Origin of the sequence: Rhodococcus qingshengii JCM 15477 (genome assembly GCF_023221595.1) — a bacterium.
Lineage (GTDB): Bacteria > Actinomycetota > Actinomycetes > Mycobacteriales > Mycobacteriaceae > Rhodococcus_F > Rhodococcus_F qingshengii.
The window spans coordinates 3,288,429-3,304,681 of the sequence record NZ_CP096563.1; the positions used below are offsets into that span (position 1 = coordinate 3,288,429).

The 16,253-nt window shown below is 63.9% G+C and carries 18 protein-coding genes and 2 tRNA genes; 13 read left to right on the forward strand and 7 right to left on the reverse strand.

The genetic code is table 11. The features are described 5' to 3' along the window. Positions 1 to 40: 40 nt before the first annotated feature. The gene (locus M0639_RS15010) at positions 41 to 499 is read left to right on the forward strand and encodes a MarR family winged helix-turn-helix transcriptional regulator (RefSeq protein ID WP_064074330.1); all 459 of its coding nucleotides are present in this window, start codon (positions 41 to 43) and stop codon (positions 497 to 499) included. Here M0639_RS15010 and M0639_RS15015 read toward each other — a convergent pair. Genes M0639_RS15015 through M0639_RS15030 form a run of 4 tightly spaced genes read right to left on the reverse strand, consistent with a single transcriptional unit; the run spans position 496 to position 3,561 of the window. Further along, positions 496 to 1,302, reverse strand: coding sequence for an SCO1664 family protein (locus tag M0639_RS15015; protein WP_030537533.1), 807 nt, complete (start codon positions 1,300 to 1,302; stop codon positions 496 to 498). The genes M0639_RS15010 and M0639_RS15015 overlap by 4 nt on opposite strands. Positions 1,303 to 1,306: 4 nt before the next feature. After that, a complete protein-coding gene (locus M0639_RS15020; RefSeq protein ID WP_003946200.1) occupies positions 1,307 to 1,906 on the reverse strand; it encodes a DUF3090 domain-containing protein in 600 nt (199 codons plus the stop codon). Positions 1,907 to 1,961: 55 nt separating this feature from the next. Then, positions 1,962 to 2,657, reverse strand: coding sequence for a histidine phosphatase family protein (locus M0639_RS15025; protein ID WP_003946173.1), 696 nt, complete (start codon positions 2,655 to 2,657; stop codon positions 1,962 to 1,964). Positions 2,658 to 2,715: 58 nt separating this feature from the next. Beyond that, positions 2,716 to 3,561, reverse strand: a complete 846-nt coding sequence (locus M0639_RS15030) for an undecaprenyl-diphosphate phosphatase (RefSeq protein WP_030537531.1) — start codon at positions 3,559 to 3,561, stop codon at positions 2,716 to 2,718. Positions 3,562 to 3,789: 228 nt separating this feature from the next. Here M0639_RS15030 and M0639_RS15035 point away from each other — a divergent pair, with 228 nt between their 5' ends. The 5 genes from M0639_RS15035 to M0639_RS15055 all read left to right on the forward strand — a co-directional run bounded on the left by M0639_RS15035 (position 3,790) and on the right by M0639_RS15055 (position 8,526). Next, positions 3,790 to 4,725 carry an aldo/keto reductase gene (locus M0639_RS15035; RefSeq protein WP_064074331.1) on the forward strand — a complete coding sequence of 312 codons (936 nt, stop codon included), beginning with the start codon at positions 3,790 to 3,792 and terminating at the stop codon, positions 4,723 to 4,725. 92 nt (positions 4,726 to 4,817) lie between these two features. Then, entirely contained in the window at positions 4,818 to 5,504 is a 687-nt protein-coding gene (locus M0639_RS15040; RefSeq protein WP_003946162.1) for a biliverdin-producing heme oxygenase, read from the forward strand. Continuing rightward, positions 5,501 to 6,508: a heme/hemin ABC transporter substrate-binding protein gene (locus M0639_RS15045; protein WP_042450998.1), complete on the forward strand. Its 1,008-nt coding sequence runs from the start codon at positions 5,501 to 5,503 to the stop codon at positions 6,506 to 6,508. The genes M0639_RS15040 and M0639_RS15045 overlap by 4 nt, the downstream gene beginning before the upstream one ends. 63 nt (positions 6,509 to 6,571) lie before the next feature. After that, the gene (locus M0639_RS15050; protein ID WP_042451000.1) at positions 6,572 to 7,666 is read left to right on the forward strand and encodes a FecCD family ABC transporter permease; all 1,095 of its coding nucleotides are present in this window, start codon (positions 6,572 to 6,574) and stop codon (positions 7,664 to 7,666) included. After that, complete coding sequence (locus tag M0639_RS15055) at positions 7,663 to 8,526, forward strand: heme ABC transporter ATP-binding protein (RefSeq protein ID WP_007733386.1); 864 nt, start codon at positions 7,663 to 7,665, stop codon at positions 8,524 to 8,526. Before M0639_RS15050 ends, M0639_RS15055 begins: the two co-directional genes overlap by 4 nt. Here M0639_RS15055 and M0639_RS15060 read toward each other — a convergent pair. Next, positions 8,507 to 8,929 carry a hypothetical protein gene (locus tag M0639_RS15060; protein WP_007733387.1) on the reverse strand — a complete coding sequence of 141 codons (423 nt, stop codon included), beginning with the start codon at positions 8,927 to 8,929 and terminating at the stop codon, positions 8,507 to 8,509. The two genes, M0639_RS15055 and M0639_RS15060, sit on opposite strands and share 20 nt — an antisense overlap. A gap of 183 nt (positions 8,930 to 9,112) precedes the next feature. Between M0639_RS15060 and M0639_RS15065 the strand changes: the two genes are divergently transcribed. The 3 genes from M0639_RS15065 (at position 9,113) to M0639_RS15075 (ending at position 11,532) form a co-directional block, all read left to right on the forward strand. Further along, positions 9,113 to 10,138 (forward strand): NHL repeat-containing protein, encoded by a 1,026-nt coding sequence (locus tag M0639_RS15065; protein ID WP_064074332.1) that lies wholly within the window; start codon positions 9,113 to 9,115, stop codon positions 10,136 to 10,138. Continuing rightward, on the forward strand, positions 10,138 to 10,386 hold the full coding sequence (locus tag M0639_RS15070; RefSeq protein ID WP_003946171.1) for a DUF5703 family protein: 249 nt from the start codon (positions 10,138 to 10,140) through the stop codon (positions 10,384 to 10,386). Before M0639_RS15065 ends, M0639_RS15070 begins: the two co-directional genes overlap by 1 nt. Before the next feature lie 75 nt (positions 10,387 to 10,461). After that, positions 10,462 to 11,532, forward strand: coding sequence for a quinone-dependent dihydroorotate dehydrogenase (locus tag M0639_RS15075; RefSeq protein WP_054187384.1), 1,071 nt, complete (start codon positions 10,462 to 10,464; stop codon positions 11,530 to 11,532). Positions 11,533 to 11,590: 58 nt separating this feature from the next. Here the strand turns inward: M0639_RS15075 and M0639_RS15080 are convergent, their stop codons facing one another. Both M0639_RS15080 and M0639_RS15085 read right to left on the reverse strand, forming a co-directional pair. Beyond that, the gene (locus M0639_RS15080) at positions 11,591 to 12,127 is read right to left on the reverse strand and encodes a YbhB/YbcL family Raf kinase inhibitor-like protein (protein ID WP_007733394.1); all 537 of its coding nucleotides are present in this window, start codon (positions 12,125 to 12,127) and stop codon (positions 11,591 to 11,593) included. A 65-nt stretch (positions 12,128 to 12,192) separates the two neighbouring features. Next, the gene (locus tag M0639_RS15085) at positions 12,193 to 13,545 is read right to left on the reverse strand and encodes a M20/M25/M40 family metallo-hydrolase (protein WP_064074333.1); all 1,353 of its coding nucleotides are present in this window, start codon (positions 13,543 to 13,545) and stop codon (positions 12,193 to 12,195) included. A 118-nt stretch (positions 13,546 to 13,663) separates the two neighbouring features. Between M0639_RS15085 and M0639_RS15090 the strand changes: the two genes are divergently transcribed. The 4 genes from M0639_RS15090 (at position 13,664) to M0639_RS15105 (ending at position 16,235) form a co-directional block, all read left to right on the forward strand. Continuing rightward, a tRNA-Leu gene (locus M0639_RS15090) sits at positions 13,664 to 13,749 on the forward strand. Positions 13,750 to 13,911: 162 nt separating this feature from the next. Next, positions 13,912 to 13,997: transfer RNA gene (locus tag M0639_RS15095), tRNA-Leu, on the forward strand. 108 nt (positions 13,998 to 14,105) lie between these two features. Next, positions 14,106 to 15,647, forward strand: coding sequence for an SDR family NAD(P)-dependent oxidoreductase (locus M0639_RS15100; RefSeq protein WP_074447104.1), 1,542 nt, complete (start codon positions 14,106 to 14,108; stop codon positions 15,645 to 15,647). A gap of 156 nt (positions 15,648 to 15,803) precedes the next feature. After that, positions 15,804 to 16,235, forward strand: a complete 432-nt coding sequence (locus M0639_RS15105) for a universal stress protein (protein WP_064074334.1) — start codon at positions 15,804 to 15,806, stop codon at positions 16,233 to 16,235. Positions 16,236 to 16,253: the final 18 nt, after the last annotated feature.

The window sequence follows — 16,253 nt, forward strand, 5'->3', positions numbered from 1 at the left end:
TGTTCAGCATGCTGAGTAATTGCAAACGGAAGGCAGAAAAATGAGCAGCGACGGCCTGGACGACTGGCCCACCGGCCGGCTGTTGTCCACCGCTGCACGCCTGGTGGAGCACTCGTGGGAGAAGGTCTTGCGGTCTCAGGACATGACGCACGCGGGCCTGATCGTGCTCCACTCGATCGCCGGTGGGGCGGCGTCTCAACGCGACATCGCGAAGAACGCCCGCGTCACCGATCAGACGATGAGCCGCACGATCGACCGTCTCGAACGATCGGGTTACGTCACTCGTGACACCGATCCGAGGGACGAGCGTCGGCGCGTGATCGCGATAACCGACGCCGGAAGACTGACGTACGAGCGACTACTGACGCTCGAGAAGGAAGATGCGGCGTTGACCGTCGGCGTCGGGGATGTCGCCGCGCTGCGCGAACAACTACTGCGATTGGTTCGCTCACCCGGATTGACGGCAACTCGCGAACAGCAGGAAACGTCTCGCGACTAGAAGGCCGGCCAGGGAATCGTTCGATGGCCGTTCGGCTCAGGCATCACAGCGGACTCGGCGAACTGCATCGCCCGCACCGCCAAGGCCACGATTTCCTCTTCGGTGATCAGTTCGGACAACTCGTCGCCGAGATCCCCGTCGAGAGTTGTCGCGAATTCGGCGACGTCGGCGATCAAAGCACCGGGTACGGGCTGCCCGGCCCACCCCCACAACACGGTCCGCAGCTTGTTCTCCGAGTGAAGACAGATTCCGTGATCAACGCCGTACACCGAGCCGTCGACGCCTTCGAGGGCGTGACCACCTTTGCGGTCGGCGTTGTTGATGAGGACGTCCAGAACGGCCATTCGCTGCAGCCGTGGATCGTCCGCATGGATCAGGGAGACTGGTTCACCCTCCGAGTCGAAGGCCTGCAGGACCTCGAACCACCCCGGCGGAACGTTGCCGGGACTGCACAGGTCCACCATCTCGAGTCCACCAGATCCATCCGCGCGGCGATCGACGGTGTCGATCCATCGCTGCACCATGCCTGGACCGAAAGGGCCGTCCCGCAACACTGTTCGCGGAATCACTCCCCAACCCAGCGCCTCGGACACGCGGTACGACGCGACCTCACGCCCCGCCAGAGTGCCGTCCGGGAAATCCCACAGTGGGCGTTCACCCCGGACCGGCTTGTAGACCACGCGGGTGGACTTCTCCCCCAGAGTCGACTCACATACCAGCGTGGCGTTGCTCGCCGTGGTGATCTGACCGATCAGAGTCAGATCACCCTCGAGCAGCACGTCCGGCACACCAGGTTCGGACACGACGTCAGACCTCGTCGTCGTCTGCGTCGTCGATCGCAAAACCGAAGGACTCGCCGCGTCGGTACCCATTGGTGCGGATGCAGACGTGCCCCTCGGGCGCCAACGGTTCACCACACAGCGGGCACGGCGCGCGTCCCGCCGCGATGACGCGTTCGGACCGCAGCGAAAACTCGCGCGCTTGCTCCGGAGTCAGGAACACACGGACCGCGTCCGGACCGTCGTCGGCGTCGTCGAGGACAACCGATTCGTCGAACTCCGTCTCGCTGACGGCAAGCAGCTCCACGACGACCGCCCCGGCATCGGCGTCCCAACCGAGCCCCATCGTGCCGACCCGGAACTCCGCGTCGAGTGGTGTGACCAGCGGGCTGAGGTCGGAGACGTCGTCGGCTTGTGGCGGAACCTCGGTTCCGAAGCGTCGATGCACCTCTTCGAGGAGTAAGCCCATGCGATCGGCGAGGACCTGAACCTGCTGCTTCTCGAGCAGCACACTCACCACCCGTGATTCGTGCACGGCCTGGAGATAGAAAGACCTGTCACCGGGTTCGCCCACCGTTCCTGCGACAAATCGGTCAGGAGTGCGAAATACGTGAATCGCGCGCGACATTGCACCTCCTCGAGTTCGAGCAGAACATCACTGAATACCCATTATCCGTCACAGCTCACGCACCGACCTCTCCGCCGGGGACGGACTCCTGCGCGGGAGCCGAACCGTTGGTCGCGGCCTTCGCTGCACCGATCGCGGCGAGCACGTCTCCGGTGTCGTTGACGCGAAGAACGAACGGCAGTGTCGCCGTGTAGCGAATCACACTGACCGAGGCGGGCTCGGCGACGATGCGCTGGAACGAATCGAGATGCATCGCAAACGCGTCGGCGAGAACCGATTTGATGACGTCACCGTGCGTGCACGCAATCCAGACGACGTCCTTGCCGTGTTCTTCGGCCAGCCGTGCGTCGTGCTCTCGGATCGCGGCAACGGCTCGCGCCTGTACCTGGGCCAGCCCTTCACCGCCGGGAAACACTGCACCGGAAGCGTGGCGCTGCACCACTTTCCAGAGCGGTTCTTCCAAGAGTTCCTTGAGCGGGCGACCCGTCCAGTCGCCGTAATCGACCTCGATGAGGCGATCCTCGACCACCGGCGTCAGACCACGGTCGACGGCAATGGGGCCGACCGTCTGCTCACACCGCAACAGCGGCGAGCGGACGATCTCCGCGATGTCCAGACCGACCAGCCGATCGACGACGCCTTCGGCCTGTTTCCGGCCGTGGTCGTCGAGTTCCACACCCGGCGTTCGACCGGCCAGGGTATGGGCAGTGTTGGACGTCGACCGCCCGTGCCGCAGTAGGACAACTGTCATTCCACAACCCTAATGGGGCGGTGGCCGCACGGACGGGTGGTCGACGTCGAAACGGCCCCTATGTCGCGGACACGACCCCTGTGGCCAGCAACGCAAGGACGACTACGCCGAGAGCGATTCTGTATCCGACGAACCAGTACATGGAGTGATCGACAACAAATCGAAGCAGCCAGGCGATCGCTGCGTAACCGACCGCGAAGGCGATGACGGTTGCCACCAGCAACTGCGGACCGCTCGCGTTCAGACCCTCACCGGCCGGCTCGAAGGCATCCGGGAGGCTGAACAAACCGGAGGCGAGAACTGCCGGAATCGCCAACAGGAACGAGTAACGGGCTGCGGCCTCACGGGTGAGTCCGAGGAAAAGGCCGGCACTGATCGTGCCACCCGAACGTGAGACACCCGGGATGAGCGCGAGCGCCTGAGCCGAACCCATGATGATGCCGTCGCGCGCTGTGAGCGATTCGATCGGGCGCGTCTTGCGTCCGTAGTACTCGGCAGCAGCGATGACGAGCGCGAACACGATCAGCATCGTGGCAATCAGCCACAGATTGCGTGCGCCGGTACGGATCTGGTCTTTGAAGAAGAACCCGAGGATGCCGACCGGGATGGTGCCGATGATGACGTACCAGCCCATCCGGTAATCGAGATCGCCCCGGTGCTCGGCATTGAACACACCTCGGAACCAGGCAGTGATGATCCTCACGATGTCGCGTGCGAAGTAGATCAGGACCGCCAACTCGGTGCCGAGCTGCGTCACCGCGGTGAACGACGCGCCGGCGTCACTGCCGAAGAATATCTCCGACACGATTCGCAAATGTCCGGAAGACGAGATGGGCAGGAACTCGGTCAAGCCCTGCACGAGGCCCAGGATCACGGCCTGGAGCCAGGTCATCGCTTCGCCCATCACTCACCGATCCCGGCTGATTCGAATGGGGTTACTGCACACAGGTTTCGTGTGTCGGGTTCACGTTTCACCGGCGCCACGCTACCGGGGCCCACGGCGCCGCGCCGCGCCCGGCACGTCCGTGTCCGAATACCCCGACTCGAGGCGAGCGCCTACTAGTCTGCACGTGGTGAGATCTCTCGGGTGCCGCACTTGCGCACACGAGTCGGGCGCGAGATGCAGGCGGTTATGAAGCACAGATCTGTCGGAACGAGCGGACTTCGGGTCTCGCGACTTGGGCTCGGCACACTGACATGGGGACGCGACACGGACGGCGACGAGGCTGCTGCGCAGCTACTCGCGTTCGCCGAGGCCGGCGGAACCCTGGTCGACACCTCGCCCGCCTACGGCGCCGGTGCGGCGCAACGGATCCTCGCCGAGTTACTCGACGACGTCGTTCCACGTGACGAACTCATCATCAGCTCGAGCGCCGGCATCGACCCCACACCGATCGGCACCGACCGCGTCGACTGCTCGCGGCGCGGATTGCTCCGCCAGCTCGACGCGACTCTTCGTGAACTCGGAACCGACTTCCTCGACATGTGGCAGGTCGCAACCTGGGATCCGCTCACGCCTGTCGACGAGGTTGCAGCAACCCTCGACTACGCCGTCTCGAGCGGCAAGGTGCGGTACGTCGGAGTTCGCGGCTACCTCGGCTGGCAGCTCGCGACGGCCGCAGGAGCCGGTGGCGCAACAACACTCGCCGCGACGCAGGCCGAGTACTCGTTGCTCGCACGCGGCGTCGAGGAAGAATTGTTCGCAGCGGCGGCCCATCACGGCGTCGGAGTGTTCGCCGCAGTACCCCTCGCGGGCGGTGTGCTGACCGGCAAGTACCGCGACGGCATTCCCGTCGATTCCCGCGGCGCCGACGAAGCACATTCGCAGGATGTGCAGAGCTATCTGACCGATTCCTCGATCCGGGTGGTCGACGCAGTCGTTACCGCTGCCGACGGTCTGGGTACTTCCCCACTGGCGGTGGCACTGGCCTGGGCGCGCGATCGCGCCGGGGTGGCCAGCGCCGTCGTCGGCACGCGTGATCTCGCCCAGTTGACAGGAGTACTGGCAACCGAAGAATTGGAACTTCCGAAAGCGATTGCCGCGGCTCTCGACGATGTGAGCGCTTGATCTGTCCCGCTGATCGAAATACCGGAGGTATCGCGTTGGCGAGGGCAGGCTAACCTAGTAGGCAACGCTTGACTACAGCCTCAGGAGAATCAATGACCACGCTCGACGTAGACAGCCTTTCCGCAGACGCAGGCCCAGCCTTCTCCGAACGAATCAAGACCGAGACGGACGCAGCACACCGCGAGACGGAGCAGTCGCGATTCGTAGGCGCACTACTCGGCGGTGAGCTGACCACGGCTGGCTACGCCGCACTTCTGGGACAGACGTACCTCGTCTACACGAGCCTCGAAGAGGCCGGCCGCACACACGCCGACAACGAGTTGGTCGCCCCGTTCCTGTCCGAGGATCTGTTGCGCGTGGCTTCACTCGAAGCCGATCTCGAGTTCCTCGGCGGACCGAACTGGCGCGACGAACTCGTGGCACTGCCTGCAACCGAGCGCTACATCGCCCGCCTGAAGGAGGTGGCGTTCGACTGGCCTGCCGGCTTCGTCGCACATCACTACCTTCGGTACATGGGCGATCTCTCGGGCGGACAGATCATCCGCCGGATGCTCGAACGCGCCTACGGATTCGAGACCGACGGACTTCGCTTCTACATCTTCGAAGGCATCCCCAAGCCGAAGCCTTTCAAGGACGACTACCGCTCGAATCTGGATGCACTGCAGATTCCTGCCGAGGAACAGCAGCGTTTCATCGACGAGGTGAATCTGGCGTACCGCCTCAACGGCGACCTGTTCGCCGACCTCGAAGGCGACATCGAGAGCTACCTCGTCAAATGATGAAGCGCTTGGCCGCGGCGGCTCTGGTCGCAGCAGCCGGTTTCGGTCTGGTGGCTTGCGGGTCCAGCGACACTTCGACGACATCTCAGGGTGCCAGGACCGCGGTACTCGAAGATTCCAGCCCGGTTCCCGTGTCCGACAACCCGACCGCGACACTGCCCGTGACGGTGAAGAGCTTCGACGGCGTCGACGTGACCATCACCGACAACAGCCGGATCGTTGCGGCCGACCGCTACGGGACGCTCGCGACGACGACGGTGGCGCTCGGCCTCGGTGACAATCTCGTCGGCCGCGACACCGCCGCCAAGTTCCCCGCAGTCGCGGACGTGCCGGTTGTCACGGTCGGCGGCCAATCGCTCAACACCGAGGCAATTCTCGACCTCAATCCCACCGTTGTTCTCACCGACACCAGTATCGGGCCCAAGAGCGTCCAGGATCAGTTGCGCGCCGCCGGTGTTCCCGTCGTCTTCTTCGATCCGACCCGAACACTCGAGGGTGTGCCAGGACAACTCCAGGCCGTCGCCGACGCGCTCGGCGTACCCGCCCAGGGCGCAGCGCTGGTCGATCGGACCGAATCGGAAATCGCTGGAGCTCGTGACCTGGTCCCCACCGAGGGCGATCCACTGAAAATCGCATTCCTCTACATGCGCGGATCGGCCATCACCATGATCGGCGGTGAAGGGTCCGGAGCAGATTCCTTGATCGAGGCACTCGGCGCCACCGATGCAGGAACCGCCTCGGGCATCACACAACAGTTCGTGCCCATCACCAGCGAAGCGCTCATCGCCGCAGCGCCTGACGCCCTGCTGATGATGACGGACGGATTGGCATCGATCGGCGGAATCGACGGCCTCGAAAAGGTCCCTGGCATCGCTCAGACGCCGGCTGGAAAGAACAAACGAGTAGTCGACATGGCGGACGGAGTACTGCTCAGCTTCGGGCCGAACACCGGACGCGTCATGGCGGCACTCGCCGAAGCGATCTACGAGCCCGGTGGATCGTGAGCAAAGATTCGTGAGTGCTGATTCGTGAGTACAGAGACAGGTAGTTCCGAAGCAGGTAAGACTGTGTCGGCCGAGGATTCACACGACGTCGGGGGCGCCGACAAGTCGGCGTCTGGCCCCGCGTCGCGGTCGCGGGTGAGTGCGGTTCTGGTCAGCTTGACTCTCGCCCTCGTGATCGTCGCGGTGCTGTCGGCGTGCATCGGTCAAGTTCCGACGTCGCCACTCGAGGTTTTGGGCAGCATCCTGCATCGCATCGGGCTCGACCTCGGTCCGATGCCCGCCCATCCCAGCGGTGAAGTGACTTTGTGGGAGGTTCGATTCCCCCGCGTCGTGCTCGCCATCTGTGTCGGCGCGGCGCTGGGATGTTCCGGTGCGCTCCTGCAGGGTGTGTTCTCCAATCCGCTCGCAGAACCCGGAGTGATCGGAGTGTCTGCGGGCGCGGCAGTTGGCGCGAGTGCTGTCATCGTCGTCGGGGGAACGTTCGTGGCCGGCTGGGCCGTTGCTGCGGCTGCGTTCGTCGCCGGGCTGGTCACCACCGCGGCGGTCTACCTGCTGGCTCGGCACGAAGGCCGAACCGAAGTAGTGACGTTGGTGCTGACGGGCGTCGCGATCAACGCGTTCGCCGGCGGGCTCATCGCGTTCTTCACCTTCGTCGCCAGCCCGTCCGCTCGCGATCAGATCGTGTTCTGGCAACTCGGCTCACTCAACGGCGCTTCCTGGAACGCAGTCCTGATCGTGGCGCCGATGACCGTCGTCGGGATCGCCGCGACCATGATGATCGCCCCACGTCTGGACCTGCTGGCGCTCGGTGAACACGCGGCCCGTCATCTGGGCGTCAACGTCGAACGGCTTCGCCAGTTCGCGGTACTGATCGTCGCTCTCCTGGTCTCGGCGAGTGTTGCCTTCACCGGCATCATCCTCTTCGTCGGTCTGGTCGTTCCGCACCTGATGCGCATTCTCGTCGGACCTGGCCACCGCGCGCTGATTCCGGCGAGCGCCCTCGCCGGCGCACTGGTTCTGCTTGTCGCAGATCTGGGCTCGCGGTCGCTGATCGACAACGCAGACCTGCCCCTCGGAATGCTGACCGCTCTGGTGGGCGGCCCCTTCTTCTTCTGGCTTCTCCGACGCACGCGCGCGCAACAGGGCGGGTGGGCATGAGCAGCCTCGTAAGAAACTGGCGCGAACTGTTCGGCCGCGTCACCCCCGAACCGAAGAGCCCAGCCGTCGGTGATGTCACCCTCGAGGCGCGCGACATCACAGTCGAACGCGGTGGTCGGCAGATTCTGGAAGGCGTGTCCATCGAAGTCCGGGCAGGCGAGCTAGTCGTTCTCGTCGGACCGAACGGCGCCGGTAAGTCGACTCTTCTTGCGGCGTTGGCCGGTGATCAGCCCGTCATCGCTGGGCGGGTGGACGTTGACGGCACCGACCTCACTCAGTGGTCGCCGATCGACATGGCGCGCCGACGCGCGGTGCTCCCCCAGAAACACACCATCGGATTTTCGTTCAGCGCTCGCCAGGTGGTTCGTATGGGACGTGCGCCATGGACCGGAACTCGCCGAGAAGACCGCGACGGCGCTGCTATCACCGCGGCGATGAAGACCTGCGATGTCGAGGGGTTCGCCAATCGGCCGTTCGCCGTGCTGTCCGGCGGCGAGCAAGCGCGGGTCGCGCTGGCCCGGGTACTGGCACAGGAAACGTCGACCATCCTGCTGGACGAGCCGACTGCAGCTCTCGACCTCGGACACCAGGAAGCGGTGATGTCCGTGGCGCGCGCTCGCGCTGCGGACGGCGATGCCGTCGTCGTCGTTTTGCACGACCTCGCGTTGGCAGCGGCGTACGCGGATCGGATCGTCGTGCTCGAAAACGGCCGCATCGCCGCTGACGGTCCCCCGGAATCGGTGTTGCACGAAGAGCTTCTGACCCGCGTCTACGGTTATCCGGTCGAGGTGTTCCCGCATCCGACAACCGGAGCAACCCTGGTCATCCCGCGCCGAGAATTCACCGAACAGAATCGATGATCGATCCCAGCCTGTTCAGGACGGCTCTCACCGTCGGCAGGCTGCGGCCGTCGCCCTCGCGAACTCCGTCACCGGGACCGGGCTGTGACCAATCAGCCTCGGTGGACAGAACTGCGTCGCGGACCACACCGGCGATGCTTCGCTCGTCGGTCAGATCGATGTCGGTCACCGATCGCTCCGCGGTGGCGACAACGTCTGCAGGGGTCGGCACACTGTGCTCGCAGTATTCGCCGTATACCTCGACGAACAGCATGCTCTTTCGTACGCGGAACGCGAAAGTTCGACCGTCGGACCTGCCGAAACCGTGTGCGTGAGCGCCGACGGTGAGGTCCTCGATCTCGAAGCCCGGCCGCGCCGGTTCGGGCGACTGCGCGCCGGAATCGGTGGGTTCTGTGGGAATCACAATGATCTCCTCGGTGATTGCAGCGTCAACCGCAATCGCTGTTCGTACGGTATCGCGTCAGGGGTGTGAGCGGAATGGTCGGTAGTTCCTCGACGCGATGAACGGCGCCCGACTGCGATCAGGGATGATCGATGACAGTCGCACTGCGTGAAGAACAGATGACAAGAAAAAGAGGAACTACACATGGCTCGCCTAGGGATCCGCACCACTGCAGCAGCAATGGGGGCGGCGGTTCTGCTGGTCACAGGATGTTCTTCCGGAGATGGCGGAGACGACCTCATCACGATCGATCCCGCAACGGCAGCGGTCTCACCGGCCACCACCAGTACCCCGGACGGCGTGGTTCACCCGTATTCAGGTCTGATCGATTCCATCACATTCGACCCGATCACGCGCAGCGCTGTAGTGGTTGCCAACGACCCCCGTTCGGTGCTGGTCGTTCCTTCGGACGGTTTGGCCGGCGCCGACCCCGCCTCTGCAGGTCGTCCAACAGCCCTGGATTCCGACGTACGCGACGTTTCGATCGGCTCTGACGGTAGCGCTCTTCTGTCGATGGATCGCCAGGTCGTGAAGCTGAATCTGACTTCGGGCGAACAGACGTCCATCCCGGTAGACGGGCAGGCGAATTCAGCGGTCGAACTCAACGACGGCCGCATCGCGATCGGCACGGACAATGGTTCAGTTCACATCGTCGACCCGAAGACCGATCAGTCACAGACGGTTTCGGGATTCGCATCCGTCGACGAACTCGCGGTCACCGGCGACAACCTGAGCGCCCTCGATCACCGTCAGACCTCGCTGACGGCGATCAACCTCGAAGACGGCAAACTCGGCGTCGCTCTCCGCGCCGGTGAGGGCGCAACTCATCTGGCCACCGATCGCTTCGGACGCATTCTGGTCACCGACACCACCGGCAACGAACTGCTCGTCTTCACTGCCGATCCGCTCCTGATGCACCAGCGCTACCCCGTCGGCGAGTCGCCGTACGCCGTTGCCTACGACGAGGCCGCGGATCGGGTGTGGGTCACGCTGACCGCGACCAACGAAGTGGTCGGCTTCGATCTGTCGTCCGGCATCCCCGTGGAGACCGGACGGTTCAAGACGGTGCGACAGCCGAATTCGTTGGCCGTAGACTCTTCCAACGGCAATCTGATCGTCGGATCGGCAACCGGTGACGGGCTGCAGGTCATCCCGTCACGGGAGAACTGATGGAAAAGCGTACGCGCGGGATCCCCGCGCAGTGGGAGACGTCGGACGACAAGTTCGACTATGTGCCCCTTCGACTACCGCCGAACGTTTCGCGGGTCACGGCGTCGATGCGTCTGGCGATCTCCGCCGAGTTCGGCGGATGGGAACTCTCCCGAGTCCGTCTCTACCCCGACGGCAGTCGTCGCGTGCTCCTCAAGCGAAAGAAGACGCCGCTGCACGTGACCGATCCGGACGGCATTCAGCACTGATCGTCCAACAGACGACCAGGGCCCGCCGCTGTCGAAACCGCTGACAAAATCACACCATCGAAGAGCTGGAGAATCGTGTACCAACTGCTGCTGAGCCTGATGTTCCGGGTCCCACCGGAACGCATCCACCACATTGCCTTCACCGCGATGAAACTGGTGACACGGTTCGCTCCCCTTCGCTGGCTGGTCGCAAAAGTCCTTGTCGTCGACGACCCGGTTCTGCGGAGTCAGGCATTCGGTCTGACGTTCCCGGCACCTCTCGGCCTCGCCGCAGGATTCGACAAGGACGCCACCGGCGTCGACGCCTGGGGCCCGTTGGGATTCGGTTTCGCCGAGGTCGGAACAGTGACGGCCCAGGCTCAGCCCGGTAACCCCGCGCCGCGTCTCTTCCGTCTTCCGGCCGACCGCGCTTTGATCAACCGGATGGGCTTCAACAACCACGGCGCTGGTCACGCGGCGAATTTCCTGCGACAGCGCCGCGTCACGGTCCCGATCGGTGCCAACATCGGCAAGACCAAGATCGTCGAAGCCGCCGACGCCGCGGCCGACTACACCGCCAGCGCGCAGCTTCTGGGTCCGCTGGCCGACTTCATGGTCGTGAATGTCAGCTCGCCGAACACGCCCGGACTCCGTGATCTGCAGGCCGTCGAATCACTGCGCCCGATCCTGCAGGCCGTGCTCGACACCGTCAGCGTGCCGGTACTGGTGAAGATCGCGCCCGACCTCTCGGACGAGGACGTCGACGCGGTCGCCGATCTGGCAATCGAACTCGGGCTTGCCGGAATCGTCGCGACCAACACCACGATCCGTCGCGACGGTTTGAAGACCCCGGACGCCGAGGTAGCTGCACTCGGCGCAGGCGGGCTGTCCGGTGCACCGGTCGCCGAGCGCTCACTCGAAGTACTTCGGCGCCTGTACGTCCGAGTGGGCGACAAGATGACCATCATCTCGGTCGGCGGTATCGAGACGGCCGATCAGGCGTGGGAACGGATCCTCGCCGGCGCGACACTGGTGCAGGGATACACCGGCTTCATCTACGGCGGACCGTTCTGGGCTCGCAGCATCCACAAGGGCATAGCCAAGCGGGTCCGCGCAGCCGGCTTCTCGTCAATTGCCCAGGCTGTGGGAGCTGAGAACCCTCGCTAGAGAGTGCTGTGCGCCTTTATTAACCGCCCGCGGTTAATAAAGGCGCACAGCAAAGTGACTATTCGACCTCGAACGTCCCGGTCAGGGTTGCACGCGCAATCGCGTGATGGAACACGTTGAAACCGAGGAACGCCGGCGACGAGTCAGGGGTGACTCCGTCGAGCGTCTCCACGTCGAGGGCATGCACCGCCACGATGTAGCGATGCGGACCGTGCCCGGGAGGCGGGCCTGCACCGATGAAACCGAACCCGCCACCGTCGTGGCGGAGGGTGACGGTTCCGGCGGGCAGGACATCGCTGTCCGCCGCGCCGGCACCGGCGGGGAGCTCGGTGACGGAAGCGGGGATGTTCGCCACGGCCCAGTGCCAGAACCCCGACGCAGTCGGTGCGTCCGGATCGAACACCGTCACGACGAAGCTCTTCGTCTCGGCCGGAAAGCCGGACCACGAGAGCTGCGGTGAGATGTCTTCGCCACCGGGGACACCGAAGGCTCCACTGGCCTGAGCAAGCTTCAGCGGCTGGCCCGCAGTGATGTCGTCACTGGTCAGCTCGAAACTCGGCAACTTCGGCAATGGTTCGTACGGATCGTGCGCCATGCGAATCCTTTCTGTGACAAGAGAGCTCGATGTGCGTCGAGCTCACGGATCTATCTACGTGCTCGTCAGGAATTGAGCAGGAAATGTTCCAGAACACGTGTCCCGAACAGTAGTGCGTCCACCGGAACTCGCTCGTCGACGCCGTGGAACAGCGCGCTGAAATCCAGCTCGGGCGGCAACTGCAACGGCGCGAAGCCGAAGCAGCGAATGCCCAGTTTCGCGAATGCCTTCGCGTCGGTTCCGCCGGAGAGCATGTACGGAACTGTGCGAGCCTCCGGATCGTGGGCGAGGATCGCCTCGTTCATGGCGTCTACGAGGTGGCCGTCGAACGTTGTTTCGTACGAATCCAGCTTGGTGATCCACTCGCGGGTCACGTCGGGACCGATCAGTTGGTCCACCGTTCGCTCGAATTCGGCCTGACGTCCCGGCAGCACGCGGCAGTCGAAGACCGCCTCGGCAGTCTGCGGAATGACGTTCGCCTTGTATCCGGCCTTGAGCATCGTCGGGTTCGCCGTGTCACGGAACGTCGCCCCGATGATGTTGGCGATCGTCCCCAACTTCGCGAGAGTCCCGTCGATGTCGGGTGATCCCGGATCGAAGTCCAATCCGGTCTCCTCGCCGACGGCGGTCAGGAACTCCGCGACCGAATCCGAGATCACGATCGGGAACTGGTGGGCAGCAAGCCTCGAGACCGCGCCGGCGAGTGTCGCGACCGCGTTGTCGTCGTGGAGGAAGGAGCCGTGTCCGGCGCGTCCCTTGGCCGTCAGACGCATCCAACCGAGGCCCTTTTCCGCAGTCTCCACGAGGTAGAGCCGGCGGTCGGTTCCGTCAGGCCGCGGAACCGTCAGCGAGAAACCGCCGACCTCACCCACGGCCTCGGTCACTCCCTCGAACAGATCCGGGCGGTGCTCGACCAGCCACTGGCATCCGTACTTACCGCCCGCTTCCTCGTCCGCCACGAAAGCGAACACCAGATCACGCGGCGGTACGACGCCTTCCGCCTTGAACTGTCTGGCGAGGGCCAGGATCATCCCGACCATGTCCTTCATGTCCACGGCGCCGCGCCCCCAGACGTAACCGTCCTGGACGGTGCCGGCAAAGGGATGGACGCTCCAGTCGGCGGGCTCGGCCGGAACTACGTCGAGATGACCGTGAAGCATCAACGCACCACGACCCGACTCGGCTCCCTTCAAACGAGCAAAGACATTCCCACGGCCGGGTGCTCCGGACTCGACGTATTCCGTCTCGTAACCGACTTCTTGAAGCTGCGCGGCAACCCACTCCGCGCACGCACGCTCGCCTTTGGTGGTTTCGAGTTCTCCCGTGTTCGAGGTGTCGAAGCGGATGAGGGAACTGACCAGTTCGACTACTTCTGCTTCGGCTCTACTCGGATTCGAATTATTCGGGGTTGTGGTCATTCCACTTTCCTACCATCGAATCAAACGACGCGGGCGACCGGAATGCCCCGCAACCTGGCGATTTGGGGCAGCTCACCTAATCGGATACTCTTTCCCAGCACCGAGAAATCGGGGCCGAGTCCGAGTGGCGGAATGGCAGACGCGCTAGCTTGAGGTGCTAGTGTCCTATTAACGGACGTGGGGGTTCAAGTCCCCCCTCGGACACTCGAATACAGCAAAAAGACCCCAGCCTGATCAGGCTGGGGTCTTTTTGCTGTGCGCCTTTATTAACCCCCGGCGGTTAATAAAGGCGCACAGCAGTGGGGCGATTTGGGACCTGGGGATGGCATCGGATACTCTTTCCCAGCACCGAGAAATCGGGGCCGAGTCCGAGTGGCGGAATGGCAGACGCGCTAGCTTGAGGTGCTAGTGTCCTATTAACGGACGTGGGGGTTCAAGTCCCCCCTCGGACACTCTGTGTTGAGACAGACAGGAAAAGCTCCGGTTCATCGAACCGGAGCTTTTCTCGTAATTGGCGAAGTTCCCGCACCAGGGAACAGTCCGCGCGAGCGGCGATCGAGATGGAACAGAAGTTCGAAGTGGATACAGACACCAAGAAGTCGGATGCACTGCAGGCAGATTCGCTGGAAACAGCCGATTCAGAATCTGCTCGAGCCGAACTCACCGGACTCGACCCCGCAGAACTCGAAATCTGCCTGAAGGTCCTTTCCGAAGCCGCCGAACTCGACGACGAGCATCCCGATTCGATCACCATGCAGCGCGCTGTCGGCCATCTGTTCAAGCGACTCAAGAAGAAGCGTCGCCTCGCCTCGCGCGCAGCCGTCAACGAAGCCGACCGCCAAGTGGTCGCTGCGACTGCCACCGGTTCACCCGATCGCATCGACGACGAGACCGCAGGCATTCCGATCAAGTCGAACACCGCCGGCGCCTCCGCCGGCACGCTCATCAAGGCGCGGCCATGCTACATCTGCAAGCAGCGCTACACCGCAGTCGACGCCTTCTACCACCAACTGTGCCCCGATTGCGCTGCCACCAGCCGCAGCAAACGTGATGCCAGCACTGATCTCACCGGCCGACGCGCACTTCTGACCGGCGGCCGCGCGAAGATCGGCATGTACATCGCGTTGCGCCTGCTGCGTGACGGCGCACATCTGACCATCACGACACGATTCCCCAACGACGCGATCCGCCGATTCAAAGCGATGGAAGACAGCAACGACTGGATTCACCGTCTGCGCATCGTCGGCATCGACCTCCGCGACCCCGCCCAGGTTGTTGCACTCGCGGATTCCGTTGCCGCACAGGGTCCACTCGACATCCTCATCAACAACGCCGCACAAACTGTTCGACGCTCCCCCGGTGCCTACGGCGCTCTGGTCGACGCCGAGTCCGGTGCGCTTCCCGCCGGTGAACTGCCTGATGTCCTGACTTTCGGCAAGACGAGCGACGCCCACCCCGCGGCTCTGGCCGGATCGCTGTCGGACGTCGCAAGCATCACCTCCGGAAATCTGTCCGCCGACGCGGTCAGTTCACTCGCCCTCGTCGCCAAGTCGGCGTCACCCGATCGCATCGAGCAGGGCATCGCCATCGACGCGGGCGGGCTGCTGCCCGACCTCGCGCACACCAACAGCTGGGTTCAGACCGTCGAAGAGGTCGATCCAATCGAGCTTCTCGAAGTCCAGCTCTGCAACTCGGTCGCGCCCTTCATTCTCGTTTCGCGCTTGCGCCCGTCGATGGCCGCGGCCGCTGCACGACGCAAGTACGTCGTGAACGTTTCCGCCATGGAAGGCCAGTTCAGCCGCGCGTACAAGGGCCCTGGCCACCCGCACACCAACATGGCCAAGGCAGCACTGAACATGCTGACCCGCACCAGCTCCAAGGAAATGCTCGACGACGGCATCCTCATGACCGCCGTCGACACCGGCTGGATCACCGACGAACGCCCACACTTCACCAAGATGCGGTTGGCCGACGAAGGTTTTCACGCACCACTCGACCTCGTCGACGGTGCCGCCCGCGTCTACGACCCCATCGTTCAGGGTGAACTGGGCGTCGACCTGCACGGCTGCTTCCTCAAGGATTACAAACCTTCGCCGTGGTGATCGGCAGCACGCCGCATTCGTGATGGGCGGCACCTAGGCGCCCCGATGTGGCGATCTCGTCACCCCCAGACCCCCGTGTCGAGTAGCTCATTTCAGGTAGAGCACAGCATTGCAGGCGATAATGGAGCTGACACTGCTCACCGACTCGGAGGAACCATGACGATCGCCGTCGTACACAAGGACAGCCCGGAAGGCCGTGCCGCAATCGTGGCCGCTGCACGGGAATCCGTGGGTCGAAGCGAGGAACTGCTGGTTCTGCACGTCCTGGACGACGTCAACATCGGAGGCACGGTCAACCTCGGAGACACCGAGGACGATCGGGCCGCTCTTCGCGGCGAGATCCAGTCAGCGCTCGACGCCGGTGGATTCTCGGAGACGAAGTGGGATCTGCGCACCACCGAGCACGACGGCGATCCGGTGACCGCGCTCGTCAACCTGGTCCACGACGCGGGTGTCGATCTCCTGATCGTCGGAACACGCCGGATGTCCCCCATCGGCAAGTTCCTCCTCGAACGCCCGCTGCAGCGTCTCCTGCTCGAAGTGGAGGCTCCGATCCTCGTCGTCAAGGAGCCCTTCCCCGCCGAGTGACCTCGGTCACATCACTTT

What these genes read in the sequence shown, in the direction of transcription:
- M0639_RS15055 (WP_007733386.1), top strand. Translation starts at nt 7,663, where the DNA reads ATGAGCAGCCTCGTAAGAAACTGGCGCGAACTGTTCGGCCGCGTCACC.
- M0639_RS15035 (WP_064074331.1), top strand. Translation starts at nt 3,790, where the DNA reads ATGAAGCACAGATCTGTCGGAACGAGCGGACTTCGGGTCTCGCGACTT.
- M0639_RS15045 (WP_042450998.1), top strand. Translation starts at nt 5,501, where the DNA reads ATGATGAAGCGCTTGGCCGCGGCGGCTCTGGTCGCAGCAGCCGGTTTC.
- M0639_RS15040 (WP_003946162.1), top strand. Translation starts at nt 4,818, where the DNA reads ATGACCACGCTCGACGTAGACAGCCTTTCCGCAGACGCAGGCCCAGCC.
- M0639_RS15085 (WP_064074333.1), bottom strand. Translation starts at nt 13,545, where the DNA reads ATGACCACAACCCCGAATAATTCGAATCCGAGTAGAGCCGAAGCAGAA.
- M0639_RS15030 (WP_030537531.1), bottom strand. Translation starts at nt 3,561, where the DNA reads ATGGGCGAAGCGATGACCTGGCTCCAGGCCGTGATCCTGGGCCTCGTG.
- M0639_RS15070 (WP_003946171.1), top strand. Translation starts at nt 10,138, where the DNA reads ATGGAAAAGCGTACGCGCGGGATCCCCGCGCAGTGGGAGACGTCGGAC.
- M0639_RS15025 (WP_003946173.1), bottom strand. Translation starts at nt 2,657, where the DNA reads ATGACAGTTGTCCTACTGCGGCACGGGCGGTCGACGTCCAACACTGCC.
- M0639_RS15065 (WP_064074332.1), top strand. Translation starts at nt 9,113, where the DNA reads ATGGCTCGCCTAGGGATCCGCACCACTGCAGCAGCAATGGGGGCGGCG.
- M0639_RS15010 (WP_064074330.1), top strand. Translation starts at nt 41, where the DNA reads ATGAGCAGCGACGGCCTGGACGACTGGCCCACCGGCCGGCTGTTGTCC.
- M0639_RS15100 (WP_074447104.1), top strand. Translation starts at nt 14,106, where the DNA reads ATGGAACAGAAGTTCGAAGTGGATACAGACACCAAGAAGTCGGATGCA.
- M0639_RS15020 (WP_003946200.1), bottom strand. Translation starts at nt 1,906, where the DNA reads ATGTCGCGCGCGATTCACGTATTTCGCACTCCTGACCGATTTGTCGCA.
- M0639_RS15080 (WP_007733394.1), bottom strand. Translation starts at nt 12,127, where the DNA reads ATGGCGCACGATCCGTACGAACCATTGCCGAAGTTGCCGAGTTTCGAG.
- M0639_RS15105 (WP_064074334.1), top strand. Translation starts at nt 15,804, where the DNA reads ATGACGATCGCCGTCGTACACAAGGACAGCCCGGAAGGCCGTGCCGCA.